Source organism: Ruegeria sp. CDSC054, from assembly GCF_059610645.1.
Map to the genome: position 1 here is coordinate 396,566 of NZ_JBXWOA010000001.1, position 23,210 is coordinate 419,775.

22 protein-coding genes are annotated in these 23,210 nt (G+C 57.0%); 10 read left to right on the forward strand and 12 right to left on the reverse strand.

Going from position 1 to position 23,210, the window contains the following annotated elements:
* Positions 1-2: 2 nt before the first annotated feature.
* From argC to AC2FGC_RS02005, 4 genes are all read right to left on the reverse strand, one after another.
* Positions 3-1,031 (reverse strand): N-acetyl-gamma-glutamyl-phosphate reductase, encoded by a 1,029-nt coding sequence (argC, locus tag AC2FGC_RS01990; protein WP_496722682.1) that lies wholly within the window; start codon positions 1,029-1,031, stop codon positions 3-5.
* A gap of 94 nt (positions 1,032-1,125) precedes the next feature.
* Positions 1,126-1,935 (reverse strand): glutamate racemase, encoded by an 810-nt coding sequence (gene murI / locus AC2FGC_RS01995; RefSeq protein WP_496781335.1) that lies wholly within the window; start codon positions 1,933-1,935, stop codon positions 1,126-1,128.
* Between the two features lie 8 nt (positions 1,936-1,943).
* Complete coding sequence (locus AC2FGC_RS02000; RefSeq protein WP_496739924.1) at positions 1,944-2,822, reverse strand: lysophospholipid acyltransferase family protein; 879 nt, start codon at positions 2,820-2,822, stop codon at positions 1,944-1,946.
* Between the two features lie 80 nt (positions 2,823-2,902).
* Positions 2,903-6,322, reverse strand: coding sequence for an indolepyruvate ferredoxin oxidoreductase family protein (locus tag AC2FGC_RS02005; protein WP_496781336.1), 3,420 nt, complete (start codon positions 6,320-6,322; stop codon positions 2,903-2,905).
* A 171-nt stretch (positions 6,323-6,493) separates the two neighbouring features.
* Here AC2FGC_RS02005 and AC2FGC_RS02010 point away from each other — a divergent pair, with 171 nt between their 5' ends.
* From AC2FGC_RS02010 to grxD, 6 genes are all read left to right on the forward strand, one after another.
* A complete protein-coding gene (locus AC2FGC_RS02010; protein WP_058271530.1) occupies positions 6,494-7,399 on the forward strand; it encodes a LysR family transcriptional regulator in 906 nt (301 codons plus the stop codon).
* A 277-nt stretch (positions 7,400-7,676) separates the two neighbouring features.
* Positions 7,677-9,923 (forward strand): mechanosensitive ion channel family protein, encoded by a 2,247-nt coding sequence (locus tag AC2FGC_RS02015; RefSeq protein ID WP_496781337.1) that lies wholly within the window; start codon positions 7,677-7,679, stop codon positions 9,921-9,923.
* 189 nt (positions 9,924-10,112) lie between these two features.
* Positions 10,113-12,272: a phosphoribosylformylglycinamidine synthase subunit PurL gene (gene purL / locus AC2FGC_RS02020; protein WP_496781338.1), complete on the forward strand. Its 2,160-nt coding sequence runs from the start codon at positions 10,113-10,115 to the stop codon at positions 12,270-12,272.
* Positions 12,273-12,408: 136 nt separating this feature from the next.
* A complete protein-coding gene (locus AC2FGC_RS02025) occupies positions 12,409-12,645 on the forward strand; it encodes a BolA family protein (protein WP_496781339.1) in 237 nt (78 codons plus the stop codon).
* Positions 12,646-12,828: 183 nt separating this feature from the next.
* Complete coding sequence (locus AC2FGC_RS02030) at positions 12,829-13,119, forward strand: hypothetical protein (RefSeq protein ID WP_058271526.1); 291 nt, start codon at positions 12,829-12,831, stop codon at positions 13,117-13,119.
* Positions 13,106-13,468: a Grx4 family monothiol glutaredoxin gene (gene grxD, locus AC2FGC_RS02035; RefSeq protein ID WP_496781340.1), complete on the forward strand. Its 363-nt coding sequence runs from the start codon at positions 13,106-13,108 to the stop codon at positions 13,466-13,468. Before AC2FGC_RS02030 ends, grxD begins: the two co-directional genes overlap by 14 nt.
* On the opposite strand, the gene AC2FGC_RS02040 is transcribed toward grxD, so the two are convergent.
* Genes AC2FGC_RS02040 through AC2FGC_RS02050 form a run of 3 tightly spaced genes read right to left on the reverse strand, consistent with a single transcriptional unit; the run spans position 13,469 to position 15,008 of the window.
* Positions 13,469-13,819 carry an MliC family protein gene (locus AC2FGC_RS02040; RefSeq protein ID WP_496781341.1) on the reverse strand — a complete coding sequence of 117 codons (351 nt, stop codon included), beginning with the start codon at positions 13,817-13,819 and terminating at the stop codon, positions 13,469-13,471.
* A complete protein-coding gene (locus tag AC2FGC_RS02045) occupies positions 13,816-14,211 on the reverse strand; it encodes a cell division protein ZapA (RefSeq protein ID WP_282151125.1) in 396 nt (131 codons plus the stop codon). Before AC2FGC_RS02045 ends, AC2FGC_RS02040 begins: the two co-directional genes overlap by 4 nt.
* On the reverse strand, positions 14,211-15,008 hold the full coding sequence (locus AC2FGC_RS02050) for a hypothetical protein (protein ID WP_496781342.1): 798 nt from the start codon (positions 15,006-15,008) through the stop codon (positions 14,211-14,213). The genes AC2FGC_RS02045 and AC2FGC_RS02050 overlap by 1 nt, the downstream gene beginning before the upstream one ends.
* A 234-nt stretch (positions 15,009-15,242) precedes the next feature.
* Here AC2FGC_RS02050 and tkt point away from each other — a divergent pair, with 234 nt between their 5' ends.
* Positions 15,243-17,267: a transketolase gene (tkt, locus tag AC2FGC_RS02055; RefSeq protein WP_496722664.1), complete on the forward strand. Its 2,025-nt coding sequence runs from the start codon at positions 15,243-15,245 to the stop codon at positions 17,265-17,267.
* 51 nt (positions 17,268-17,318) lie between these two features.
* Here the strand turns inward: tkt and AC2FGC_RS02060 are convergent, their stop codons facing one another.
* Together AC2FGC_RS02060 and AC2FGC_RS02065 are read right to left on the reverse strand one after the other, a co-directional pair.
* Positions 17,319-17,732 carry a hypothetical protein gene (locus AC2FGC_RS02060; RefSeq protein ID WP_282151122.1) on the reverse strand — a complete coding sequence of 138 codons (414 nt, stop codon included), beginning with the start codon at positions 17,730-17,732 and terminating at the stop codon, positions 17,319-17,321.
* Positions 17,733-17,747: 15 nt separating this feature from the next.
* On the reverse strand, positions 17,748-18,719 hold the full coding sequence (locus AC2FGC_RS02065; RefSeq protein WP_282151121.1) for a DUF808 domain-containing protein: 972 nt from the start codon (positions 18,717-18,719) through the stop codon (positions 17,748-17,750).
* 181 nt (positions 18,720-18,900) lie between these two features.
* Between AC2FGC_RS02065 and gap (AC2FGC_RS02070) the strand changes: the two genes are divergently transcribed.
* From gap (AC2FGC_RS02070) to gap (AC2FGC_RS02080), 3 genes are all read left to right on the forward strand, one after another.
* Positions 18,901-19,902 carry a type I glyceraldehyde-3-phosphate dehydrogenase gene (gene gap / locus AC2FGC_RS02070; RefSeq protein ID WP_496722660.1) on the forward strand — a complete coding sequence of 334 codons (1,002 nt, stop codon included), beginning with the start codon at positions 18,901-18,903 and terminating at the stop codon, positions 19,900-19,902.
* 71 nt (positions 19,903-19,973) lie between these two features.
* Positions 19,974-20,117, forward strand: a complete 144-nt coding sequence (locus tag AC2FGC_RS02075) for a hypothetical protein (RefSeq protein ID WP_282151119.1) — start codon at positions 19,974-19,976, stop codon at positions 20,115-20,117.
* Between the two features lie 82 nt (positions 20,118-20,199).
* Positions 20,200-21,204: a type I glyceraldehyde-3-phosphate dehydrogenase gene (gene gap, locus AC2FGC_RS02080; protein WP_496722657.1), complete on the forward strand. Its 1,005-nt coding sequence runs from the start codon at positions 20,200-20,202 to the stop codon at positions 21,202-21,204.
* Here the strand turns inward: gap (AC2FGC_RS02080) and coaD are convergent.
* The 3 genes from coaD to AC2FGC_RS02095 all read right to left on the reverse strand — a co-directional run bounded on the left by coaD (position 21,196) and on the right by AC2FGC_RS02095 (position 23,173).
* On the reverse strand, positions 21,196-21,687 hold the full coding sequence (coaD, locus tag AC2FGC_RS02085) for a pantetheine-phosphate adenylyltransferase (RefSeq protein ID WP_170412872.1): 492 nt from the start codon (positions 21,685-21,687) through the stop codon (positions 21,196-21,198). The genes gap (AC2FGC_RS02080) and coaD overlap by 9 nt on opposite strands.
* 85 nt (positions 21,688-21,772) lie before the next feature.
* Positions 21,773-22,210 carry a CBS domain-containing protein gene (locus AC2FGC_RS02090; RefSeq protein ID WP_058271514.1) on the reverse strand — a complete coding sequence of 146 codons (438 nt, stop codon included), beginning with the start codon at positions 22,208-22,210 and terminating at the stop codon, positions 21,773-21,775.
* Between the two features lie 60 nt (positions 22,211-22,270).
* Complete coding sequence (locus AC2FGC_RS02095) at positions 22,271-23,173, reverse strand: LysR family transcriptional regulator (RefSeq protein WP_496765141.1); 903 nt, start codon at positions 23,171-23,173, stop codon at positions 22,271-22,273.
* Between the last annotated feature and the right edge of the window lie 37 nt (positions 23,174-23,210).

The following is a 23,210-nucleotide window of genomic DNA, read 5'->3' on the forward strand; positions in this document are numbered from 1 at the left end:
CCTCACGGGAACAAGGGGGCCATCATCAGGCCCCGAGTTTCATCCTCACCTAACATTAGGTTGGCGTTCTGCAAGGCTTGCCCGCTGCTACCTTTTGTCAGGTTATCCAATGCTCCGATCACGATGGCCCGGCGTTCGATCCGGTCGGCGACCACGCCGATATGGCAGAAGTTCGATCCCCGCACATGGTGGGTCGAAGGCGCCTCACCAAAAGGCAGCATCTGGATAAAGGGTTCGTCTTCATAAGCCTTGGCCAATGTCTGATACACGCTGGCCGGATCGCCCTTGACGTATGTTGTCGCCAGAATACCGCGGTTGGCCGGGATCAGATGTGGCGTAAACTGAACGTGCACTGTGCGCCCGGCGAGCGCCGAGAATTCCTGATCGAACTCACCCAAATGGCGGTGCGTGCCGCCAATAGCGTAGGCGTTGTATCCTTCGCTCAACTCTGCATGCAGCAAGTTTTCCTTAAGCGACCGCCCTGCCCCTGACACCGCACATTTCAGGTCCAAAACAATGTCATCCAGATCAATGACGCCGGTCGAAATCAGCGGGCGCAGTACGTACTGACCAGTCGCCGCATTGCAGCCGGTTCCGGCTACGAGACGCGCATTGCGGATCTCATCCCGATAGAACTCGGTCAGGCCATAGACGGCCTCTTCCTGTTGCTCCAAGGCCGTATGAGGGTTCCCGTACCACTTTTCGTATTCGTCCGGATCACGCAGCCGGAAATCAGCGGACAGGTCCACGATTTTAAGTGTCTTGGGCAGGTCGCGAATGACCTCCTGGCTGGTTTTGTGCGGAAGGGCACAGAAACAAAGGTCGACTTTCGAGAAATCGATTTCGGAGATTTTGCACAAATCCGGCAAGTCCATGTGCCGCAGATGCGGAAAGACCTGCGCCATCGACTGACCAGCCTTACGCTCAGCGGCCAGCGCGACGATGTCCATATTCGGGTGCTCGGCGATCAGCCGCACCAGTTCAGCGCCGGTATAACCAGATGCGCCCAAAATTGCGATTCTATGGGTCATGTGAGACCTCTTGTTTCAGTGTGTCACAGGATACGATCGCCGGTGTGACGATCGTTGAACTACGGGATCAAACTGGCTGCGTCCTTGACCTAAGTCACGCGGCCTCAAAGGTGATATGTCGTCGGAGGAATTGCGTCGCCCTGTCGCTGACAAACGCGGGCTTGCCGGTGGTCAGAAAACCACCGTCGCCGTCACCCTGCATTCTCGGATGCCGTTGCAAGTAATCCGCTAGGCTTTCGGCGACCAAATCACCCTGACTGTACACCTGAACATCCGGCCCAAGAGCCCGCTGGAAGGTTTCGGCCATCAGCGGGTAATGCGTGCAACCCAGAATCGCCGCCTGCGGTTCGGGCATCTTGCGTTTCAGCGCATCCACATGCGACCGAACCAACGCTTCAGCGAGAATCATGTCACCGTCTTCGATGGCATCCACGACACCTCCACAGGCCTGCGCCTCTACATCGACACCGATGGCTCGAAACGCCAGTTCCCGCTGAAAGGCCCGACTGGACACTGTGGCAGGCGTCGCAAACAGGGCCACATGTTTGACCGCAACTTCACGAGGTGGACTGTTATCGCCCCACTGCCGTTCCGTCAGCGCCTCAATAAGCGGAACAAACACGCCAAGCACGCGCTTGCCTTCGGGCACACCCTCTTCCTGCATCCGGCGCAATGCGGCCGCGCTGGCGGTATTGCAAGCCAGAATCACAAGATCACAACCACGGTTCCACAGATCGTTCACGGCGCTGCGTGTCAGGTCATAGATATTTTCAGCGTCCCGCACGCCATAGGGCGCGTGTGCGCTGTCCGCGAAATATAGAAAATCTACGTCGGGCAGACGTTTCTGCGCGGCGTTCAGGACGGTCAGACCGCCCAATCCGGAATCAAAGATGCCTACTGCCATTTGCCCCTTTAGGCGCGATGCCGTTCCTCAAATTCATAGCCGTAGTCATAAGACTTCAGCGGCTTTGGGGACAGCTCATACGTGGCTTTGCGCAAGAAATCCATCATCTTGCGTTTGTCGGTGGCTAACGGGTCCAAAACGTCGCGGGAAATCGGCTCACCGATGACCACTTTTACCGGCGTATCGACGCGCTTTTTGAACTCTTTGATCAGCAACCCCATGCGCAAAGTGTTGTGCAGATGGCTGGCAATCTGGAACAGGCGCGAGGTGTGACCGTCAAAGAAAACGGGCACTACGGTAGCCTCGGATTTGGCCACCATCCTTGCAGTAAACCCACGCCACCCCGGATCCATCGGATGTGAGAACGGCTTTACGCCCGTGCTCACCGTGCCACCCGGAAATATCCCAATGGCACCGCCATCACCCAGATAGTTCAGCGCGGTTTTCCGGGTTTCAATATTCTGCTTCATCGCCTCTTTCGTTTCTTCAAACGATATAGGCAAAACAATGTTGTCCAAGTCTTCGGCCTTGCGAAACACGTGGTTCGCCAGAATGCGAAAATCTCCGCGCGTTTCGGACAAGATATGCCCCATCATCATCCCGTCCAGAATACCATATGGATGGTTGGCAATCAGGATCAGTGGCCCGGTTTTGGGAATGTTGGACAAAGACCCGCTGACCACGTCCAGCGAAAGCCCGTACCTCTCAACCATGACCGACCAGAAATCACGCCCGTCGGCCACTTCTTTTTCATACCCGTCTGCACGCTTAATCAGGCGCATGCGACCCGTTGTGTTCTCCATCAACTTAATAACCATACGCCCGCCTTTGGTTTCGGCGGAATAGGCATAAGAGATGTCACGAGCAACGTGGCGGCGCGAGGGCATTTCGAACTCCGATACTTGGCACCTGCTAGATAGTACCAAGTAACATTTTTGCCTAGCTATCGTGACAGGCTTGTGACGGATTATTCGGCCGCCGCTTGCATTTCTGGACCGCCATTTCGAATGGTCGCCAACAGTTCTTCGCGCCTTTTTGCGGCCTTAGCCTCGTTTTCAAGTAGAACCGGGCCAAACCCCTTGATCTCTAGTGGCAACTTGGCCAAAGCAACAACCGCATCCTTGGTTTGTGGTGTAACCAAGGGCGTTATCTCCTTGATGTCGCTTTCATATTGACGGATCAAGGCGCGCTCCATCCTACGCTCGGCACTGTAACCGAAGATGTCCAAAGGCGTTCCGCGCAGGCTTTTCAGTTTGGTCAAGAGCTTTAGCGGACCCAACAACCACTCTCCGAATGCGCGTTTGCGTGGCCGGCCTTCTGCGTCATTCCCACCCAATATCGGTGGCGCAAGGTGCAGGGTCATCTTGAAGTCGCCGTCAAACTCGGCCTCTGCCTGTTCGCGACTGCGAAGCAACAGACGCGCGACTTCGTATTCATCCTTGTAAGACAATAGCTTATGATACCCTCTTGCGACGGCCTCTTTGACGGTTTCATCCTCGAAGCTATCGACAAGCTTACGATAACGCTTTGCCAGACGGGCGCCTTGGTAGTCGGTCAGGTGCTGCGCCCGGAATTCAATCAGCTGTTCCAGAGTTTTTGGCAGCTCGGTCACCTGAGGGTTCAAAATCGCGGTGACATCTTCCGGATGCAGAACGGCCCAACGGCCAATATCAAAGGCGCGTTTGTTGCGCTCAACCGCGGTCCCGTTCAACTCGATCGCCTTTAACATCGCTTCATGGCTGATCGGTAACAAACCACGCTGCCAGGCCGCTCCCAAGACCATCATGTTGGAGTAAATCGAGTCGCCCATCACCGCGCGTGCCAGATCGGTGGCGTCGAACAGCGACAGACCCTCTTTCAACCGCGCCTGCAGCGCAAGCTCTAGTCGATCGCCGGGGATTTGGAAGTTGGTGTCGCGGGTAAAGTCGCCCGTGACGGTTTCATGGCTGTTCACTACGGCTCCAGTTTGTCCGGTGCGAGTCAGTCCAAGCGTTTTGGCCCCAGCGGACACAACAAGGTCACCCCCGATCAGCGCATGTGCCTCGCCCGTGGCCACACGAATGGCACTGATGTCCTCGGGCCGGTTGGCCAGACGGCAATGTATGTGCACCGCGCCGCCTTTTTGGGCAAGACCCGCCATCTCCATCATCCCGGCGCCCTTGCCGTCGATCTGAGCTGCTTGCGCCATCACAGCGCCCAGAGTGACCACTCCGGTCCCGCCAATACCGGTAATGACCACGTTATGTGTACCGTTGATCGTCGGCAGAACGGGCATCGGCAAGTCCGGCAAATCGATCTCGGTCGTAGCTTCTTTGCGAATCTTTGCCCCTTCCAACGTCACGAAAGACGGGCAAAACCCTTTCAGGCAAGAGAAATCCTTGTTGCAACTAGATTGGTCGATAGCGCGCTTACGCCCAAGTTCAGTCTCTTTCGGAACGATCGAGACGCAGTTCGACTGAACCCCGCAATCGCCGCATCCTTCGCAAATGTCCGAGTTGATGAACACGCGCTTGTCTGGATCCGGGAACGTACCCCGCTTGCGTCGGCGACGCTTTTCTGCCGCGCAGGTCTGAACGTAGACGATGACCGAAACGCCTTCGATCTCGCGGAATTTCTTCTGCACGTTCATCAGCTCGGCGCGTTCAAAGGTTTCCACGCCAGACGGCATCGCCTTGAAGTTCACGTCTTCTTTTTCATCGTAAACCACCGCCACGTGCTGCACGCCCATGGCCTTGACTTCGGCCACGATCCGCTCTGCGCTCAGGTCGCCTTCGTTGTCTTGCCCGCCCGTCATGGCGACGGCATCATTGAAAAGGATTTTGAAGGTGATGTTGGTGCCTGCCGACAGCGCCGCTCGGATCGATTGAACGCCCGAGTGGTTGTATGTCCCGTCGCCCAGGTTCTGAAACACGTGATCGGTCGTCGAGAACGGCGCTTCGCCGATCCAGTTCGCACCCTCTCCGCCCATCTGGGTGAACCCAGTGGTTTCCCGATCCATCCACTGCACCATGTAGTGACAGCCGATCCCCGCATAGGCTCGGCTGCCGTCGGGCAGTTTGGTCGAACTGTTATGCGGGCAGCCTGAACAGAAATACGGCAAACGCGTTGCAATCTCTTCTGCATTATCCGCCCGGCGCGCCTCGGAAAGCTTGGCCATCCCCGCGCGCACCCCGTCTGTATCGCGCCCTTCCTCGATCAGGATATCGCCCAGTTTTTCGGCGATCATGATCGGATCCAGCGCGCCACGTGTCGGGAACAGCTCTTCCCGATGCAAGGTCCCGGCTCCGCCCTTGTACCAACCGTAAACACGGCGTCCGCGGCGATCATCAAATATGGCCTCTTTAACCTGAACCTCGATCAGCTTTCGTTTTTCTTCAACGATTACAATCAGGTCCAAACCCTCGGCCCAGTCATGGAAGCCTGCCATATCCAGCGGGAATGTCTGACCAATCTTGTAAGTCGTAATGCCCAGGCGCTCGGCCTCGGCCTCATCGATATTCAGCAGTGACATGGCGTGCGTCAGGTCCAGCCAGTTCTTGCCGGCCGCAACAAACCCAATTTTCGCACCCGGCTTGCCCCAGACACGCTTGTCCATCTTGTTCGCACGCGAGAACGTCTCGGCCGCGAACCGCTTATAGTCGATGACCCGCGCTTCCTGTAGGTGCGGTGTATCACCCAACCGAATGTTCAAACCACCTTCAGGCATGTCGAATTCGGGAACCACCACATTCATGCGATCCGGGCTGCCATCCACGACCGAAGTAACCTCGATCGTGTCTTTCATCGTCTTCAGGCCGACCCAGACGCCTGCAAACCGGCTGAGTGCGAACCCGTAGATGCCATAGTCTAAGATTTCCTGCACACCAGCGGGACTGACCACAGGCATATACATGTCGACCAACGACCACTCGGATTGATGCAATACGGTCGAGCTTTCGCCGGTATGGTCATCGCCCATCGCCATCAGAACGCCGCCATGTTTGGCGGTTCCGGCCATGTTCGCGTGGCGCATCACGTCGCCGGAACGGTCCACACCCGGCCCCTTGCCGTACCAAAGACCAAAAACGCCGTCGAACTTGCCGTCGCCGCGCAACCCGGCCTGTTGGCTGCCCCATAGTGCCGTGGCGGCCAGATCTTCGTTCAGCCCGAACTGAAAGGTCACATCGCTTTCAGCGAGTTGCTTCTGGGCCCGCATCATCTGTTGATCTACAGCCCCAAGGGGCGAGCCGCGATATCCGGTCACAAGACCCGCGGTATTCAGGCCCGCCTCATTGTCCCGTGCCTTCTGCATCAGCATAAGACGAACCAGCGCCTGTGTGCCGTTCAAAAGAACGGGGTTTTTCTCAAGATCGAACCGGTCGTTTAGCGATATTTGTGGCTGACTCATCAGACGCCTCCCCTCGTCAGATCAGTGTGCTTCATTCATACGCATTTTAGGTCAAAAAAGCTGACCTGTATAGGACCTACCAGTCTGTTATTGTAACGTTTCAACAGTTTGAATGTAGAACTTGTTACCTATTTCATATAGGGCTTCGGAAGGATAACGAAAGTTGCGGTGATGGATTGGGACAAGTTAAGGATATTTCACGCGGTTGCAGATGCCGGCAGCCTGACACATGCGGGGGACAAGCTGAATCTGTCCCAATCCGCGGTCAGTCGGCAGATCCGCGCGCTTGAAGAGTCGCTTGATTCGACGCTTTTTCACCGCCACGCCCGCGGCCTGATTCTAACCGAACAGGGAGAGCTGCTGTTCGACGCGACATCGGCCATGTCAAAACGTCTGGATGCGGCCGCCGCCCGCATTCGCGACAGCGAAGAAGAAGTGTTCGGAGTTCTGCGCGTTACCACTACGTTTGGCTTTGGCACACTCTGGCTAGCACCACGCCTTCCGAAACTATACGAGCAATACCCCGATCTGAACATCGACCTGATGCTGGAGGAGCGTGTCTTGGACCTGCCGATGCGCGAGGCCGATGTCGCCATCCGCATGAAAGAACCCAGCCAAGCCGATCTGGTTCGAAAACGCCTGATGACCGTGCAAATGCAGCTTTATGCTACGCCGGAATACCTGGAAGAACGCGGCAGCCCGGAAAGTCCCGAAGACATCTCGAAACACAGGTTGATCTGCCAGACACCCTCGGCCCCTCAGGTCGGCGCAAGCGCGATGATGGTTCGGCACCTGATGACCTACAATCCGACCTCGCTGTTGACGGTGAACAACTATTTCGGTGTTTTGCAGGGTGTTTTGCACAACCTCGGCATCGGTGTGTTGCCGGATTACGTGACCCATGACTTTCCGCATCTGCAGTCGATCCTGTCGGATATCGAAACCGCCGATGTCCCGGTTTATCTCGCCTATCCCGAGGAACTGCGCCATTCTAAACGCGTCGCGGCGTTCCGCGACTTTGTTCAGGATGAAATCATTGCGCAGCGCAAGCAGTTGAAGCAGATGGGAAAACTGTAGCTATGCACCAGTAGCATAGCGGCAATGATCTGCGATCAGTCTATAAAACCTTGATAGTACACAAACCGCCCCCTAAATGAGCAATCGAAGGCGGTGATGCTGTAACGCTCATCATCTTCACCTCCCTGTTGGACTACGGCCGAGCTTAGTGCTCGGCCTTTTTTTTGCCCGCAACACTAAATTCTTATCTGAAATGGGTGAAACATCTGGGAAAATCCTGCACTTAAGCCTATGATCACGAAAAAATCATCAAGACTTATGGTCGAGGACAGATTCGATGTTTCACCTCACTCGCCTGTTAATGGCGTTCTTCTCCATTGCGCTATTATCTGGGCCAGCACTTGCCCAGGTCACTAGTACCCCTAGTGCACCGACTACCGTCACAATTCCCGAGGATCTGACGCCCGAACAAGTCGATGACATGGTCGCACGTATGTCCGACGACCAGGTCCGCGCGATCTTGCTGGAGCGTCTGGACGCAGTTGCGGAAAAAAACGCCGCCGAAGCGGAAGAGCGCGAAGACCCAATCACGGAAATCAATGAGATCTGGGCCGAAATGGTGGCGTCGTGGACTCAGGTTATCGTCACGGTCCCGAACATCTTCAGTGCGCAAGCCGACGCTTTCAAAAACTTTTCGGCAACCTTTGGCACTACCGGCGCGTTTACCCTGTTGGGCCTGATCCTCAGCGTACTTGTCGTCGGCTTCCTCGCGGAAAAGCTGTTCGAATTCCTTACTCGGCGGTGGCACGAACATGCTGAAGTCGGGGACGAAAATGACCTTTGGGGCGCCGTCAGGTACCTGTTTCGCCGTTTTTGCCGCGAGATCGCAGGATTGGTCGTGTTCTATGTCGTCATCCGCGCGGTCGGGCGTGGGCTTCTGACTCCGGAACAAATCACCTACGCGGCACCTTTCGTTTTTTACCTGATCTGGATTCCGCGCTTGGGCGCAGCAGCCTCGCGGTTCGTACTTGCACCCAGCAAACCTCACTACCGGCTGGTGAATATCGATGATCACTGGGCGAAATACCTACACCGCAACCTGATCGGTCTGCTTATTTTGGTCGGTTTCACGCTGTTCCTGCTTCATTTCAACAGGCTGAACGGCATTACCAGCGGCGAAACACGCATTGGTTTCTGGCTGAACGCAGCGATCCATATCTATATCGGCGTCATCGCCTGGACCGCGCGCGAAGGCCTGTCTCAGATGATGTTGGGTACCGACCCTGATCATTCCAAATTTGATGAGGAAGTCGCCCACTACTACCCCTACTTCGCAATCGGCGTGTCGGCGGTAATCTGGCTGCTGGTCGAGTTTATCGTAGCGCAACGCAATCCCTCGTCTTTGGCGCTGCTGGTCAAGGGGGCGCATTTCACCACCATGGCTTGGCTGCTGATCGCACCTGCCTTGGATACGCTGATACGTGGGTTGGTTCGCCATCTGCAACCGCCTATGCTTGGCGAAGGCCCGGTGGCCGAGCGCGCATACAAGTCTACTAAACGCAGTTATATCCGGATTGGTCGGGTTTTGGCCGGCATTCTTGTCATCCTGATGATCGCCAGGGCATGGGATCTCGACCTCAGTGAAATCGCGGGTGGTGGGGATGAATCCGGTAGCAAGGTCATCCAGTTCTTCATCATCATTGCTGTTGGCTACATCCTGAACGAGGTCGTTTCGCTTTGGATCAACCGTCGCCTTGCGAAAGAGCAAACTGCGGTTGAACAAAGTGCCGATCAAGAAGCGGGCGAAGGCGGCGGTTCTGGTGGATCACGTCTGGCGACGGTTCTGCCCCTGCTGCGCGTGACAGCTCAGGTCGCGATTGCGGTGATATTTGTCCTGCTGGCGCTTGGCGCGCTGGGTCTGGATATCACACCGCTGCTGGCTGGTGCTGGTATTCTAGGCCTGGCTATCGGCTTTGGTGCGCAGAAACTGGTCTCTGACATTGTCGGCGGGATCTTTTTCCTGATCGACGATGCGTTCCGGGTAGGTGAATATGTCGATATCGGCGGCACCATGGGAACGGTCGAAAAGATCTCGATCCGCTCCATGCAATTGCGCCACCACCGCGGTCTGGTTCACACCATCCCATATGGTGAGATTCAGAAGATCACCAACTTCAGCCGCGACTGGGTCATCATGAAGCTGAAGTTCACCGTGCCCTTCGATACCGATCCGAACAAGGTGAAGAAAATCTTCAAGAAGATCGGCGCCGAGATGATGGAGGATGAGGTTCACAAGGACGGCTTCCTGCAGCCCTTCAAATCTCAGGGTGTGTTCGACTTTGACGATGTAGGCATGATCATCCGCGGTAAGTTCATGGCAAAACCGGGCAAGCAGTTCACCTTGCGCAAAGAGATCTTCAATCGGGTCAAAGCCGCCTTCAAGGAAAACGGCATCGACTTTGCCCGTCGCGAAGTTCGCGTCGCTATTCCGGGGCTGGATGATGCCGAAAATCTGACCGAGGAGCAAAAGGCAGCCGTTGGCGCTGCGGCTGCAGATGCGTCCAAGGCGCAAAACCCGGCCTAGCGGCATCGGTTCAGTCGCTGATTGGACACTGACTGACACCCTCATTTTCAAAACAACAGACGGAACCGGCCCAATCGCCGGTTCCGTTTTTTACTTTCACAATTGGCCTGCGCTGACTTGACCCTTTCCACAGACGGCACCTTGCCCTAAAAGGCCGGCAATCCCGGCCAACCTGGACAAGGACAAACGATGCAAGAGCCCGCCATCACCCCGGATCTGATTGCCGCACACGGGCTGAAGCCCGACGAATACGATATGATCCTCGAAATCATCGGGCGCGAGCCGACATTTACCGAACTCGGCATCTTTTCGGCCATGTGGAACGAACATTGTTCCTACAAATCGTCCAAGAAATGGCTGCGCACCTTGCCCACCTCCGGGCCTCAGGTGATCTGCGGACCGGGCGAAAACGCAGGTGTGGTCGATATTGGCGACGGGCAGGCAGTGGTGTTCAAGATGGAAAGCCACAACCACCCTTCATACATCGAACCCTATCAGGGCGCGGCCACAGGCGTTGGCGGCATCTTGCGTGACGTCTTTACCATGGGCGCGCGGCCTATCGCATCCATGAACGCGCTATCCTTTGGTGAGCCCGGCCACCACAAAACCCGCCAACTGGTCAATGGTGTGGTCGAAGGCATCGGCGGCTACGGCAACTGTTTCGGAGTACCATGTGTTGGCGGTGAAGTTCGTTTCCACCCAGCGTATAACGGCAACTGTCTTGTAAACGCCTTTGCCGCCGGATTGGCCGACAGCGACAAGATTTTCTACTCGGCAGCCTCCGGCGTTGGTATGCCCGTCGTCTATCTGGGTGCAAAAACTGGCCGCGATGGCGTTGGCGGTGCAACCATGGCCTCGGCCGAGTTCGATGACACCATCGAAGAAAAGCGCCCCACTGTTCAAGTTGGCGACCCGTTCACTGAAAAGCGCCTGATGGAGGCGACGCTGGAGCTGATGCAGACGGGTGCCGTGATCTCGATCCAGGATATGGGGGCGGCTGGTCTGACCTGTTCTGCCGTTGAGATGGGCGACAAGGGCGGTCTGGGTGTGCGTCTGGATCTGGAAAACGTTCCCCAGCGCGAAGAGGATATGACAGCCTATGAGATGATGCTGTCTGAATCTCAGGAACGCATGCTGATGGTCCTCAAGCCCGAGCTTGAAGCCGAAGCCCGCGCCGTGTTCGAAAAATGGGACCTGGACTTCGCCATCGTCGGCGAAACCATCGCCGAAGACCGCTTCCTGATCCTTCACAACGGCGAAGTCAAAGCCGATCTGGTCCTGTCCAAGCTGTCCTCGACGGCGCCGGAATACGACCGCCCGTGGGAGGCTACGCCGGAAGCCGAAGAACTGGCTGAAGTCCCGCAAATCGACCCGATCGACGGTCTGCGCGCCTTGCTCGCTTCTCCAAACTATGCAGGCAAGCAGTGGGTTTATGAGCAGTACGACACCATGGTCATGGCCGACACCGCCCGAACCCCAGGTCTGGGCGCAGGCATGGTCCGCGTGCACGGCACTGACAAGGCACTTGCCTTCACCAGCGACGTAACCCCACGCTATGTCCGCGCCAACCCTGTTGAGGGCGGCAAGCAGGCTGTGGCCGAGGCCTACCGCAACCTGACCGCCGTTGGAGCCAACCCATTGGCGACCACCGATAACCTGAACTTCGGCAACCCCGAAAAGCCCGAGATCATGGGCCAGTTCGTCGGCGCGATCCAGGGCATCGGCGAAGCCGTAGCCGCGCTGGATATGCCGATCGTGTCGGGCAACGTCTCACTGTACAACGAAACCGATGGCCAGGCGATCCTGCCGACCCCGACCATTGGCGCAGTAGGTTTGCTGAACCACACGGACGAGATCATCGGCAACGAGGTTCGCGAGGGCCATGTCGCGCTAGTCATCGGCGAGACAAACGGCCATCTTGGCCAATCCGCCCTGCTGGCCGAAGTGTTCAACCGCGAAGACGGCGACGCGCCGCATGTTGATCTGGATGCCGAAAAACGCAACGGCGAGTTCATCCGGGCCAACCGCGAGATGATCAAGGCCTGCACCGATCTGGGTGACGGTGGCCTGGCGCTAGCAGCCTTTGAGCTGGCGGAATCCGCAGGCGTCGGCGTTCACCTCGATGAAGCCTCGACCGAGTTCCTGTTCGGCGAGGATCAGGCCCGTTATCTGGTTGCGTGCAACTTTGATCAGGCCGAAGCACTGATGATCGCTGCTGGTCAGGCAGGCGTCCCTCTGGTGTCCGTAGGACGGTTCACTGGCGACAGCATTAGGGTTGGCAACTCTGAGGCCGCGTTAGAGGATTTGGCTACCACGTTCCGCACCAGCTTTGCTGAAGCCGTCGCCTAATACCAAAGCAATCTTTGCAACATGAAACCTGCGCCTGTCCCGGCGCAGGTTTTGTCGTTTCAAGGCCTCTATCCTCCCCTTGCACGCCCCGTCTGGGCGCTCTACATCTTGAGAAAGACCTTCAGGAGAAACCTACATGCCGATGAGCGCCCACGAAATCGAAGCCCTACTGCGCCAAACCTTTCCGGATGCGGAAATTCAGGTTGGCGGCAATGATGGCGTGCATATGTCCGCAATGGTCGTGGACGAGAGCTTTCGGGGGAAAAACCGGGTGCAGCAGCAACGCGCAGTCTATGCGGCCCTGAAGGGCAAGATGGACGGCGCGGACGGAGAGTTGCATGCGCTGGCGTTGACCACAAAAGTGCCTGAATAGTGAATGAGCCGATTGGATGGATTCTGCTAAGGCTGACCTTTCTGGTCTTTGATATTGCCAACTTCGTAGCGATCTTGTTTTGTGATCTGCCAAAGCTACTGAAATACGGACCCAGATATTGGCGTGTTACCAGGATAATGAGGCGCCGCGACTACAATCTTCGCCAAAGCTGGATGGCAAAAAATGAGTAGCTGGCTGTTCTGGATATCAGTAATCGCAACGTTGATTGTTGCCGCCGCTCTGATCGAAGCCTATGTGAAGCGCAACAGAAAGCGTAAGCTGGCCGACATGCGCCCGGACCCGGACAAGATCAGCAAGGTCGGCGGCATTGAAAGATACGGGCTGGATCCGCTGGCCCTGGCACAGGCCGAGCATCGGCGACTAGAGGAAGAAGGATGGGTCCCGGACCCGTCAAAGGATGAAACGACCGCCCCCGACGCGGGTGAAAAGGACAAGCAAGATGACCGACGTTAAGACTCAGATCGACGAAACCGTCAAAGCCAACGATGTGGTGCTCTACATGAAAGGCACCAAAGAGATGCCCCAATGTGGGTTCTCGTCCCGCGTGGTCGGCGTTCTGAACTACATGGGCGTCGAATATGCCGATGTTAATGTTCTGGCCGACGAAGAGGTTCGTCAGGGCATCAAGGACTATTCTGACTGGCCGACCGTGCCACAGCTGTACGTCAAAGGTGAATTCGTCGGCGGTTGCGACATCATCACCGAGATGACCCTGTCGGGCGAATTGGACACTTTGTTTGACGAAAACGGTGTCGAATTCAACAAGGAAGCTGCTGACAAAATTCGCGAAGCAAACGCCTGATCAGCGACTGCTGCAATTCTCCAGAACAACCTGCTCACTGGCGGCCCCTCCGGTCGCCAGAAAGCTGACGGTTGCATCCCACCCTTTTGATCGCAGGATGTACGACCCGGTCTCTCCCACGGATTCATAGCGAATACCTGATCCACTGGGCACTTGCTGCAGGGCAACCAACTGGTTGTCCACCATCATCGCCGCCGCACCAGACCCATCAGCCGCATTGAAATACGCAACCTGCAACTCAACGCCATTCTGGCAGGTGAAGGTAACCGGTAGGATATCTATGTCCGCCCAGGCCAAGCCCCCCGGTAGACCAATCAGACCGGCCAACGCTACCGTTTTCAACACATTCATTTTGCCGTTTTCTCCTCAACCACCGAGGCCAGGGCTTCGGCGCGTGCGGCCAGTTCGGCCAGTGTGTCCGTGACCGAAGGCGGGACGACGGCCACTTCAATTCTTTCAGGCTCGGGCTCAGGTCGGTTGCGCAGGCTTTGCAATTCGGCTTCAACTTCGGCCAGCTTAGCCTCTGCCCGTTTGAGCTTGTCATCTGTAGCGGCGGTCTTGTCGGCCAGCATCAGCCCGGCCATCAACAGCATGCGCGCTTCGGGCATCCGACCAATCTGATCAGACAAAACCTGCGCTTCGTCATCCAGCATTTTCGCGGCGGACTGCAGGAATGGCTCTTCACCGTCCTGGCAAGAAACATCAAAACCGCGGCCACCGATATGAATGGTCAATTCGGGCATTACTCTACCTCTCCCTCAGCCAGCTTTGCCTTCGACAGCAACGGTTCCAGTCGGGCCAGTACCGCCTGAGCTTCGGCAGCGTCTGTCGCCTGCGCAGCCTTTGTCGCCTCAAGCTCGGCTACGGTCGCGCGGTTCAACAGCTCGGCATCGGCCAAGCCGTCCTTGCTGGCCGCCCGCAACTCATCCACCGAGTTGCGCAGTTGTTCGTTCGCCTTGCGCATACGTTGAAGATCATCATCCAAACGCGACATGGCCGCGCCGTGGCTGGCACGTTCCGCACGCAACATCTCAAGCTCTGCGCTTAACTCCGCAACACGCTCGCTGTCGGCCAATTCGGACCGCAACTTTTTATTCTCATCTTCAAGCGACTGCGTTTTGCTCACAACCGCTTTAAGTTCATCGTTTTCTGTCTTGAGAACAACCAGTTCGTCCTGGTTTTCCAATGCAGCTTTAGCCTCTGCCAACTCGGCCCTGGCCGCTTCGACCGCCGCCAATTTGGCGGTGGCCTCTGACAGCTGCTGACGCAACGCGCCGTTTTCAGGATCTTCGGCTGGCGTTGCTTTTAGCGCATCCATGTCGGCGCGCATCGCGTCGACTTCCTTCTCGTGCCGTTCCTTGAGGGATTTCAGACGCTCTTCCAACTGCGCATTGGCGACGCGCTCGTCTTCCAATGCCGTGTGCAAAGCGGTGTCATCACCGCCACTTGCGGGCACCGTGTCACGCAATGCGTCGACACCGGTTCCAATCCTCTCCATCGCGGCAACGATACGGCGCTGTAATTCTTCGATCTGGCTCATGCCCCTGCCACCTCTTTACCAAGGTTCACTTTTTCGCGGCCCATCCGAATCAATACGGGCCGGGTATTGGCCTAGTCTAACCGAATGAAACGGAAAATACCCACTGTTTGCTTTCAATCACTTGGACAGCATTCTTGAACCACGAACGCGACGCACCCCCCGGTTCCACTTGCACTTTGGGGGGTGGATGGTATTGAGCGCCTCATCTGCCTGTAATCCAAAGGAACAACGCCCGTGGACCTGACTGCGCTGCGCAATGCCAATCCTGAACACTGGAACAAGGCTGCGGCTATCCGCACCCTGACCCTTGACGCCGTCGCTGCCGCCAATTCCGGCCATTCCGGTATGCCGATGGGCATGGCCGACGTTGCGACCGTGCTGTTTGAAAAGCATCTGAAATTCGACGCCTCGGCCCCGAACTGGCCCGATCGTGACCGGTTCATCCTGTCTGCAGGTCACGGTTCGATGCTGGTCTATTCTCTGCTGTATCTCACCGGTCATGCGGACGTGACGCTGGACGAGATCAAGAACTTCCGCCAGCTGGGTGCGAAAACTGCAGGCCACCCGGAAAACTTCCTGGTGGACGGGATTGAAACCACGACCGGCCCGCTGGGACAAGGTATCTCGAACGCCGTGGGTTTTGCCATGGCCGAAGAAATTCAGCGCGCGCATTACGGCAAAAAAGTCGTCGACCACTATACTTACGTGATCGCGGGTGACGGCTGCCTGATGGAAGGCGTCAGCCAGGAGGCCATCACTCTGGCTGGCCGTCATGAGCTGAGCAAGCTGATTGTTTTCTGGGACAACAACAACATCACCATCGACGGCACTGTGGATATTGCCGATCGCACCGATCAAGTGCGCCGTTTCAAGGCCTCGGGCTGGAACGTGATTGAAATCGATGGTCATGATCCGATCGCGATTGATGCGGCCATTGTGCAAGCCAAATCATCGAACAAACCATCCATGATCGCCTGCGAAAGCCATATCGCGCTGGGTCACGCCGCACAGGACACTTCCAAAGGTCACGGCGCATTGACCGATCAGGATCAGCTGAAAGCCGCCAAAGACGGCTATGGCTGGCCCCATGACGCCTTTGTGGTCCCTACTGACGTCAAATCAGCTTGGGAGGCCATCGGTACCCGTGGCGCGGCTGAACGCGCCGAATGGGAAGAGCGTTTCGCGCAGATTTCCGAACGCAAACAGGCCGAATTCAACCGCGCCTATGCGTTTGAAGCGCCCAAAAAACTGGCCGGTGCCATCCGTGCGTTCAAAAAGCAGATGTCGGAAGATCAGCCGAAACTCGCCACCCGCGCGTCTTCGGAAAAGGTTCTGAACGTAGTGAACCCGATCATGCCCGAGACCGTTGGCGGTTCCGCCGACCTGACCGGGTCGAACAACACCAAATCTGCGGATATGGGCGTGTTCCTGCCGGAAAACCGCAAGGGTCGCTATATCCACTACGGAATCCGCGAACACGGCATGGCCGCCGCGATGAACGGTATGGCGCTGCATGGCGGTATCCGCCCCTATGGCGGCACGTTCATGGCGTTCACCGACTATGCCCGCCCCTCGATGCGTTTGGCCGCCTTGATGAAGGTGCCGACGGTCTTCGTGATGACCCATGACTCGATCGGTCTGGGCGAAGACGGCCCGACCCACCAGCCTGTTGAACATCTGGCCATCTCGCGCGCGACGCCGAACACTTATGTGTTCCGTCCCGCCGATGTGGTTGAGACGGCTGAGGCCTGGGAGTTGGCGCTGACGTTCAAGGACAGCCCTTCGGTTCTGTCGCTGACCCGTCAGGGCGTGCCGACGGTGCGTAAAGAACACAAGACCAAGAACCTGACCGCACAGGGCGCGTATGTTCTGGCCGACGCGGACAGCAAACGTCAGGCCATCCTGATCGCCACCGGGTCCGAAGTATCGCTGGCGATGGAAGCCAAAGCGATGCTTGAGGCTGAAGGCATTGGCACCCGCGTCGTCTCAATGCCCTCGATGGAGCTGTTCGCCGAGCAGGATGAAGCCTATCGAAAGCGCGTCCTGCCAGGTGGACCCGTCCGCGTTGGTATTGAGGCCGCCGTTCGCGCCGGTGGCTGGGATCGCTGGTTGCTGGGTGAACGTGGTCGCGAAGCCAAAGCCGGTTTCATCGGCATGTCCAGCTTCGGTGCGTCGGCCCCAGCCGGTGAACTGTACAAGCAGTTCGGCATCACCGCCGAGGCGACAGTGGCCAAGGTCAAGGAACTGCTGGGTCAATAAACGCTCGGCTCATCAGCCAGATACAAAAAGGGCGGCTTTGGCCGCCCTTTCCTATTTTGGCTGCTTTAGCTCGGCCTTCAACGCCGTATAGGCCCGTTTCGCATAATCCAACCGCAACTCATACCGTTCTGCTGGCACAATCCCATCGGGCACGTTCAGCCCTGCAGCAGACAAAACCTGCCTAACATGCGTTCCATATAGCGGAATGAATTGCGCCGACTGGCCGCTGAGCAGGTTAAACAATCGCCCCCCTGCCCACTTGGCGCGTCGGGCCGCAGTCTCCGCCGTGTCGATCCGGAAATGCAGTACCTGGTAAAGCCTGAGCGGTTCAAACGGCATTTGTTCCGCGCCAAGGTTCATGGCCGACAAGGCCGCCGTTTTGCGTTTGGCTGCGCGCCCCTTCAATTGTATGCGGACCCAACTCTGAACCGGTCGATAAGCCGGTAAATGGCTCAGGTCACTCATTTCAGGATTATCAATTTAATGCGCATCAGTCTTCTTTGAAAACAACCCGATCATCGGCCCGACCACCTTTGTCGCCACCGGGATCAGAACAAACCCCCATGCCAGACCGAACACACCGTCCATCGTCGCCTTGGATACCCATTCAACAACGCCGGTCCACTGCTCAGACACGGAATGACCAATGGCATAGGCCCAGTCGTGGATGTGGTGTCCCAGCCACCCAAAGCCCAGAACCTCCATCCCGTGAATGATGATGGAACCGCCGACCCACAACATCGCGGCGGTGCCGACTATGGACAGGATTTTCATGACAACCGGCATGGCTTTGACCAACCCGCGCCCAAGCCCTCGCCCAATCGGTGTCGGTGCGTTTTGCGCGAGGTACAGCCCGACATCGTCCATCTTCACGATCAGGGCAACTGACCCGTAGACCGCCACGGTGACACCGATCCCCACAACCGCCAAGGTCGCGGCCTGCATCCATAGGTTTGGGGCCTCAATCGCGGCCAGCGCAATCGTCATGATTTCAGCCGAAAGGATAAAATCTGTCTTGATCGCGCCTTTGACCTTTTGCTCTTCCAGATGGCCGGGGTCGCGAATGGCCATGTCTTCGTCGATAACGTGACTGCCATGAGGGAATAGGACATGAAATATCTTCTCGGCCCCTTCGAAACACAAATAAGAGCCGCCGATCATCAACAAAGGCGTAATCAACCACGGAGCAAAATTCGCCAGTAGCAAAGCAACCGGCAGCAGCAGGATAATCTTGTTGAATATGGAACCACGCGCGATGCGCCAAATGATGGGCAACTCGCGCGCCGGGGCGAATCCTTGAACGTATTTCGGCGTCACGGCCGCATCGTCGATGATCACACCAGCGGTCTTTGCACCCGCCTTTCCGGCCGCCGCGACCACATCGTCCACGGACGAGGCCGCAACCTTTGCAATACCTGCAACGTCATCCAACAGGGCCAACAGACCGCTCATGGTGTTTCCTTTCACTTCACCTGCCGCACCCGGAGCCTACCCGATCCGACGGCTAGCGCAAGCGTTAGCGCAACCGGTATAGGTTTGCGCTAACACGTTAAAAATATGTCACTTTTGGTCTTTTGAGAATGCGCTTTGACCGCTATATGGCGACCAAAGCAAGCGCATTTGGAGACAGCACATGACCATCAAGGTCGGTATCAATGGTTTTGGCCGCATTGGCCGCTGCACGTTGTCGCATATCGCGGCATCCGCCCGCAACGACATCGAAGTGATCAAGGTCAACGCAACCGGCCCGCTGGAAACTACAGCGCACCTGCTAAAGTATGACAGTGTCCACGGACGTTTCCCTCGCGATGTCGCAATCGACGGCAAAACCATGGATCTGGGCCGAGGCCCGATGGAGATGTTCTCGACCTATGACATGAATGAACTGGACTGGGATGGCTGCGATGTCGTTCTGGAATGCACCGGTAAATTCAATGACGGTTTGAAAGCAAAAACGCACTTGGATCGCGGTGCGCAAAAGGTCCTGCTGTCAGCCCCCGGCAAGAACGTCGATAAGACCATCGTGTATGGTGTAAACCACAACAGCCTTGTGACCGATGATAAAATGGTCTCGAACGGTTCGTGCACCACGAACTGCCTTGCTCCGCTTGCCAAGGTACTGGACGAGGGCATCGGCATCGAGAACGGCATCATGACCACGATCCATGCTTATACCGGCGACCAGCCGACCCTGGACCGCCGTCACAGCGATTTGTACCGCGCCCGTGCTGCCGCGATGTCGATGATCCCGACCTCAACAGGTGCCGCGAAAGCACTGGGCGAGGTTCTGCCCAACCTGAAAGGTCGCCTGGATGGTTCGGCCATTCGTGTTCCGACCCCGAATGTTTCTGCGGTTGATCTGACATTCCGCGCCGCACGTGATGTAACGGTAGAAGAAGTGAACGCCATCGTACGCGAGGCCTCGCAGGGTTCGATGCAGCGCGTTCTGGGCTATGAACCCGCGCCGCTGGTTTCGACCGATTTCAACAACACCGAAGAAAGCTCGATCTTCGCACCCGATCAGACCCGCGTGGTCGGCGACCGCATGGTTCGCGTTCTGGCATGGTACGACAACGAATGGGCGTTCTCGGTCCGCATGGCAGACGTCGCAGTTGCCATGGGTCGCCTTAACTAAGGTTGCTTTGAAATCTTGAACCTTTTCGCCCGCTCAGGTTAACTGGGCGGGCGTTTTCGTCCGGGGCTAGCATGACAAATCAAATCGCCATCTGGCTTGCCCTGCTCATTCTGGGCTTGTTCGTTATCAGCTATGCCCTCTTTGGAACCGAACAATTCGTGTTCCTTGGCAAGAAACTCTACTTCTTTCTGGACTGGCTCGCCTTCTGGCGTTGACTGAGGTTTTGCTTGACTTTTTCTTTGATCTGGCTTTGTTAGCGCTAACTTCATATTGGCCGCATATCGGACGGAGCAGGACATGACACTCAAGCTGGCAATCAACGGATTTGGACGGATCGGACGCGGCGTGCTGCGGGCGGTCATGGAATCCGGGCGCACGGATGTTGAAATCGTTGCGATAAACGACCTGGCAAAGCCGGAAATGAACGCGCATCTGTTCGAATTCGACAGCGTCCATGGCCGGTACGGCAAACCGGTCACTTTGACCGAGGCAGGCCTGGACGTTGGAAACGGTCCGATCCGCCTGAGCAGCGAGCGTGAGCCGGAAAAACTGGATTGGTCCGATGTGGACGTCGTTCTGGAATGCACTGGCGTATTCCGCACACGCGAAGCTGCATCCCGCCATTTCACGAACGGATCGAAGAAGGTTTTGATCTCGGCCCCAGCCCGCGGCGATGGCGCGGTAAAAACGATTGTGTTCGGCGTCAACGATCACGAGCTGACGGCTGAAGATAACGTGGTGTCCAACGCGTCTTGCACGACCAATTGCTTGTCACCGGTTGCCGCAGCACTGGATGCAGGGCATGGCATTGTGCATGGCAACATGACCACGGTTCACGCCTACACAGCCAGCCAACCCGTCCACGACACTGCCGGGAAAGACCCATACCTGTCCCGCGCGGCAGCATTGTCGATGATCCCGACCACAACAGGCGCGGCCTCTGCCGTTGGCCTCGTCTTGCCGCAATTGGCTGGAAAACTGACAGGTCAGGCAATTCGTGTCCCAACCCCGAACGTGTCCGTGGTTGATCTGGTCGCCGAAGTCTCGCGCCCGACAACGGAAGAAGAAGTCAACGCGCTGTTTACCGAAGCCGCAGCCAGAATCCCCGGAGTTCTGGCGGCAGAGAACCGCCCGCTGATCTCGGTGGATTTTAACCACGACCCGCACAGTTCGACCGTTTCATTGCCGGAAACCAAGGTGACCGACGGCACACTGGTGCGTGTGCTGGCGTGGTATGACAACGAATGGGGTTTCTCGAACCGGATGCTGGACACCGCCGCGGCGATGGGAGCCCTATCCTAAACGGTCACGCAGCGCAGCATTGACGCGGGGTGTGACGAATTTCGACACGTCCCCGTCCAACCGGGCGATTTCCTTAACCAACTTGGAGGCAATGGCCTGATGCCGCGCCTCGGCCATCAGGAAGACCGTCTCGATCGAGTCGTCCAATGCCCGGTTCATTCCGACCATCTGGAATTCATACTCAAAATCCGCAACCGCCCGCAGCCCGCGGACAATGATCTGCGCCCCAACATCGCGGGCGCAGTCGATCAGCAGGTTTTCAAAGGGATGCGCAACGATTTCAGTTCCCGTTTGCTCAGTCAGGTGGGCGCATTCCGCCTCGATCATCGCAACGCGTTCCTCAAGTGAGAACAATGGGCCCTTGTCGCGGTTGATCGCGACGCCAATGACGAGCTTGTCCACCAAAGCAGCCGCACGGCGAATGATATCGATATGACCCAGGGTGATTGGATCGAATGTTCCGGGATATAATCCAACCCTCATCGTGGCCTCCTGCGCAATAAACTTTCTGCGCTAGCAAACATAACTTCGCCGCAGGTGCAAGAGGCAGCTATGGGGATCAAGGGCGTCAATGCCCCATGATCATGCCTTGCAGCGCGTCTTTTTCCATAGCCAGTTCCGCCAGCTGCGCCTTAACCACGTCGCCCAGCGTCACGATCCCCACCAGCTTGCCGTCTTCAACAACGGGCATGTGGCGAAAGCGCCCTTCGGTCATGCGCGTCATGATATCCTGAACCGTGTCCTGCTGAGTGGCTGTCACAAGGTTACGGGTCATATAGGCGCTGACTGGCTGCGCCAGGCAACCACTGCCGCTTGCGGCCAACTCCCTTACGATGTCCCGCTCGGAAAGGATGCCAGATGCCGTTTCGCCGCCATCTTCTGATACAACAACCGTCCCGATCCGTTTTTCGGCTAGGATTTTCGAGGCGTCAGCCACAGTGATTGTCGGGCTGACTGTCTCGACCCCTCCGGTGGCCTTGGATTTCAGAATGGCCTGAACGAGCATAAGCGTAACCTCCGAAATAATGTCCTGTTTTCCAAAGCGTTGCCGGAATGCTTAAACCTGTCAAGGTGACACTTGAGCCTCAAGCCGCTCAACCTCTTCCCGAATACCCTGAGACAAGGCCTGCGCAAACCGGTTCAACCTTTCATTCCGCTGATCGCCCTGATGTCGCACCAGGTGAAAACTCCGGGTCAAACTCACCTGATCCGTCAGGATTTTCTGCAGGTTGGGATGAAACGGCAAGGTGAAGTCATGCGCAACACAAACCCCCGTTCCAAGCGTGGCCTGCCGCAGCTGAACCGACACCGAATTCGATGCAAGCGCGACACGGTCAACACCGATATCCACTAGATAATCCAGCTCGCGGTCAAAGATCATATCCGGAATGTAGCCAATCATGCGATGGCCACTCAGGTCTTGGACCGTGCGGATTGCCGGGTAAGAGGCCAGATAGTCGCGCGTCGCAACAAGGTGCAGTTTGTAATCGGTGATTTTCTGGACCAGAAGGCTCCCAGCTGTTGGTGCACTGACGGTCACCGCCATATCAGCCTCGCGCCGGGACAGGTTGATCACGCGCGGCAGGGCCAGAATCTGAATATCCAGATCGGGGTTTGCATCGCTGATTTTCGCGCAGACCTGCGGCAAAAGATAGTTGGCCGACCCGTCTGGCGCGCCAATCCGTATTTGTCCGCTGAGCGTTTTTGACGTTCCCGCCATTGCACCCGCCGCCGCGCGCATCGCCTCTTCTGCTTTTTGCCCGTGTTCCATTAGGCGCTCACCCGCAGCGGTCAAAAGGTAGCCTTGCTGCGACTTGGTAAACAGGGGGGCTTCCAATGAGGCTTCTAACCGAGCAATCCGCCGCCCGACGGTGGCAGGGTCGATCTTCAGCTGACGCCCGGCAGCCGAAAGGCTTTCTTCTCGCGCGACGGCCAGAAAGACCCGCATATCATCCCAGTTCGGTGTCACGCCCTGCCCTTTGCATTTTTGCAAAACCTCTTTGGGA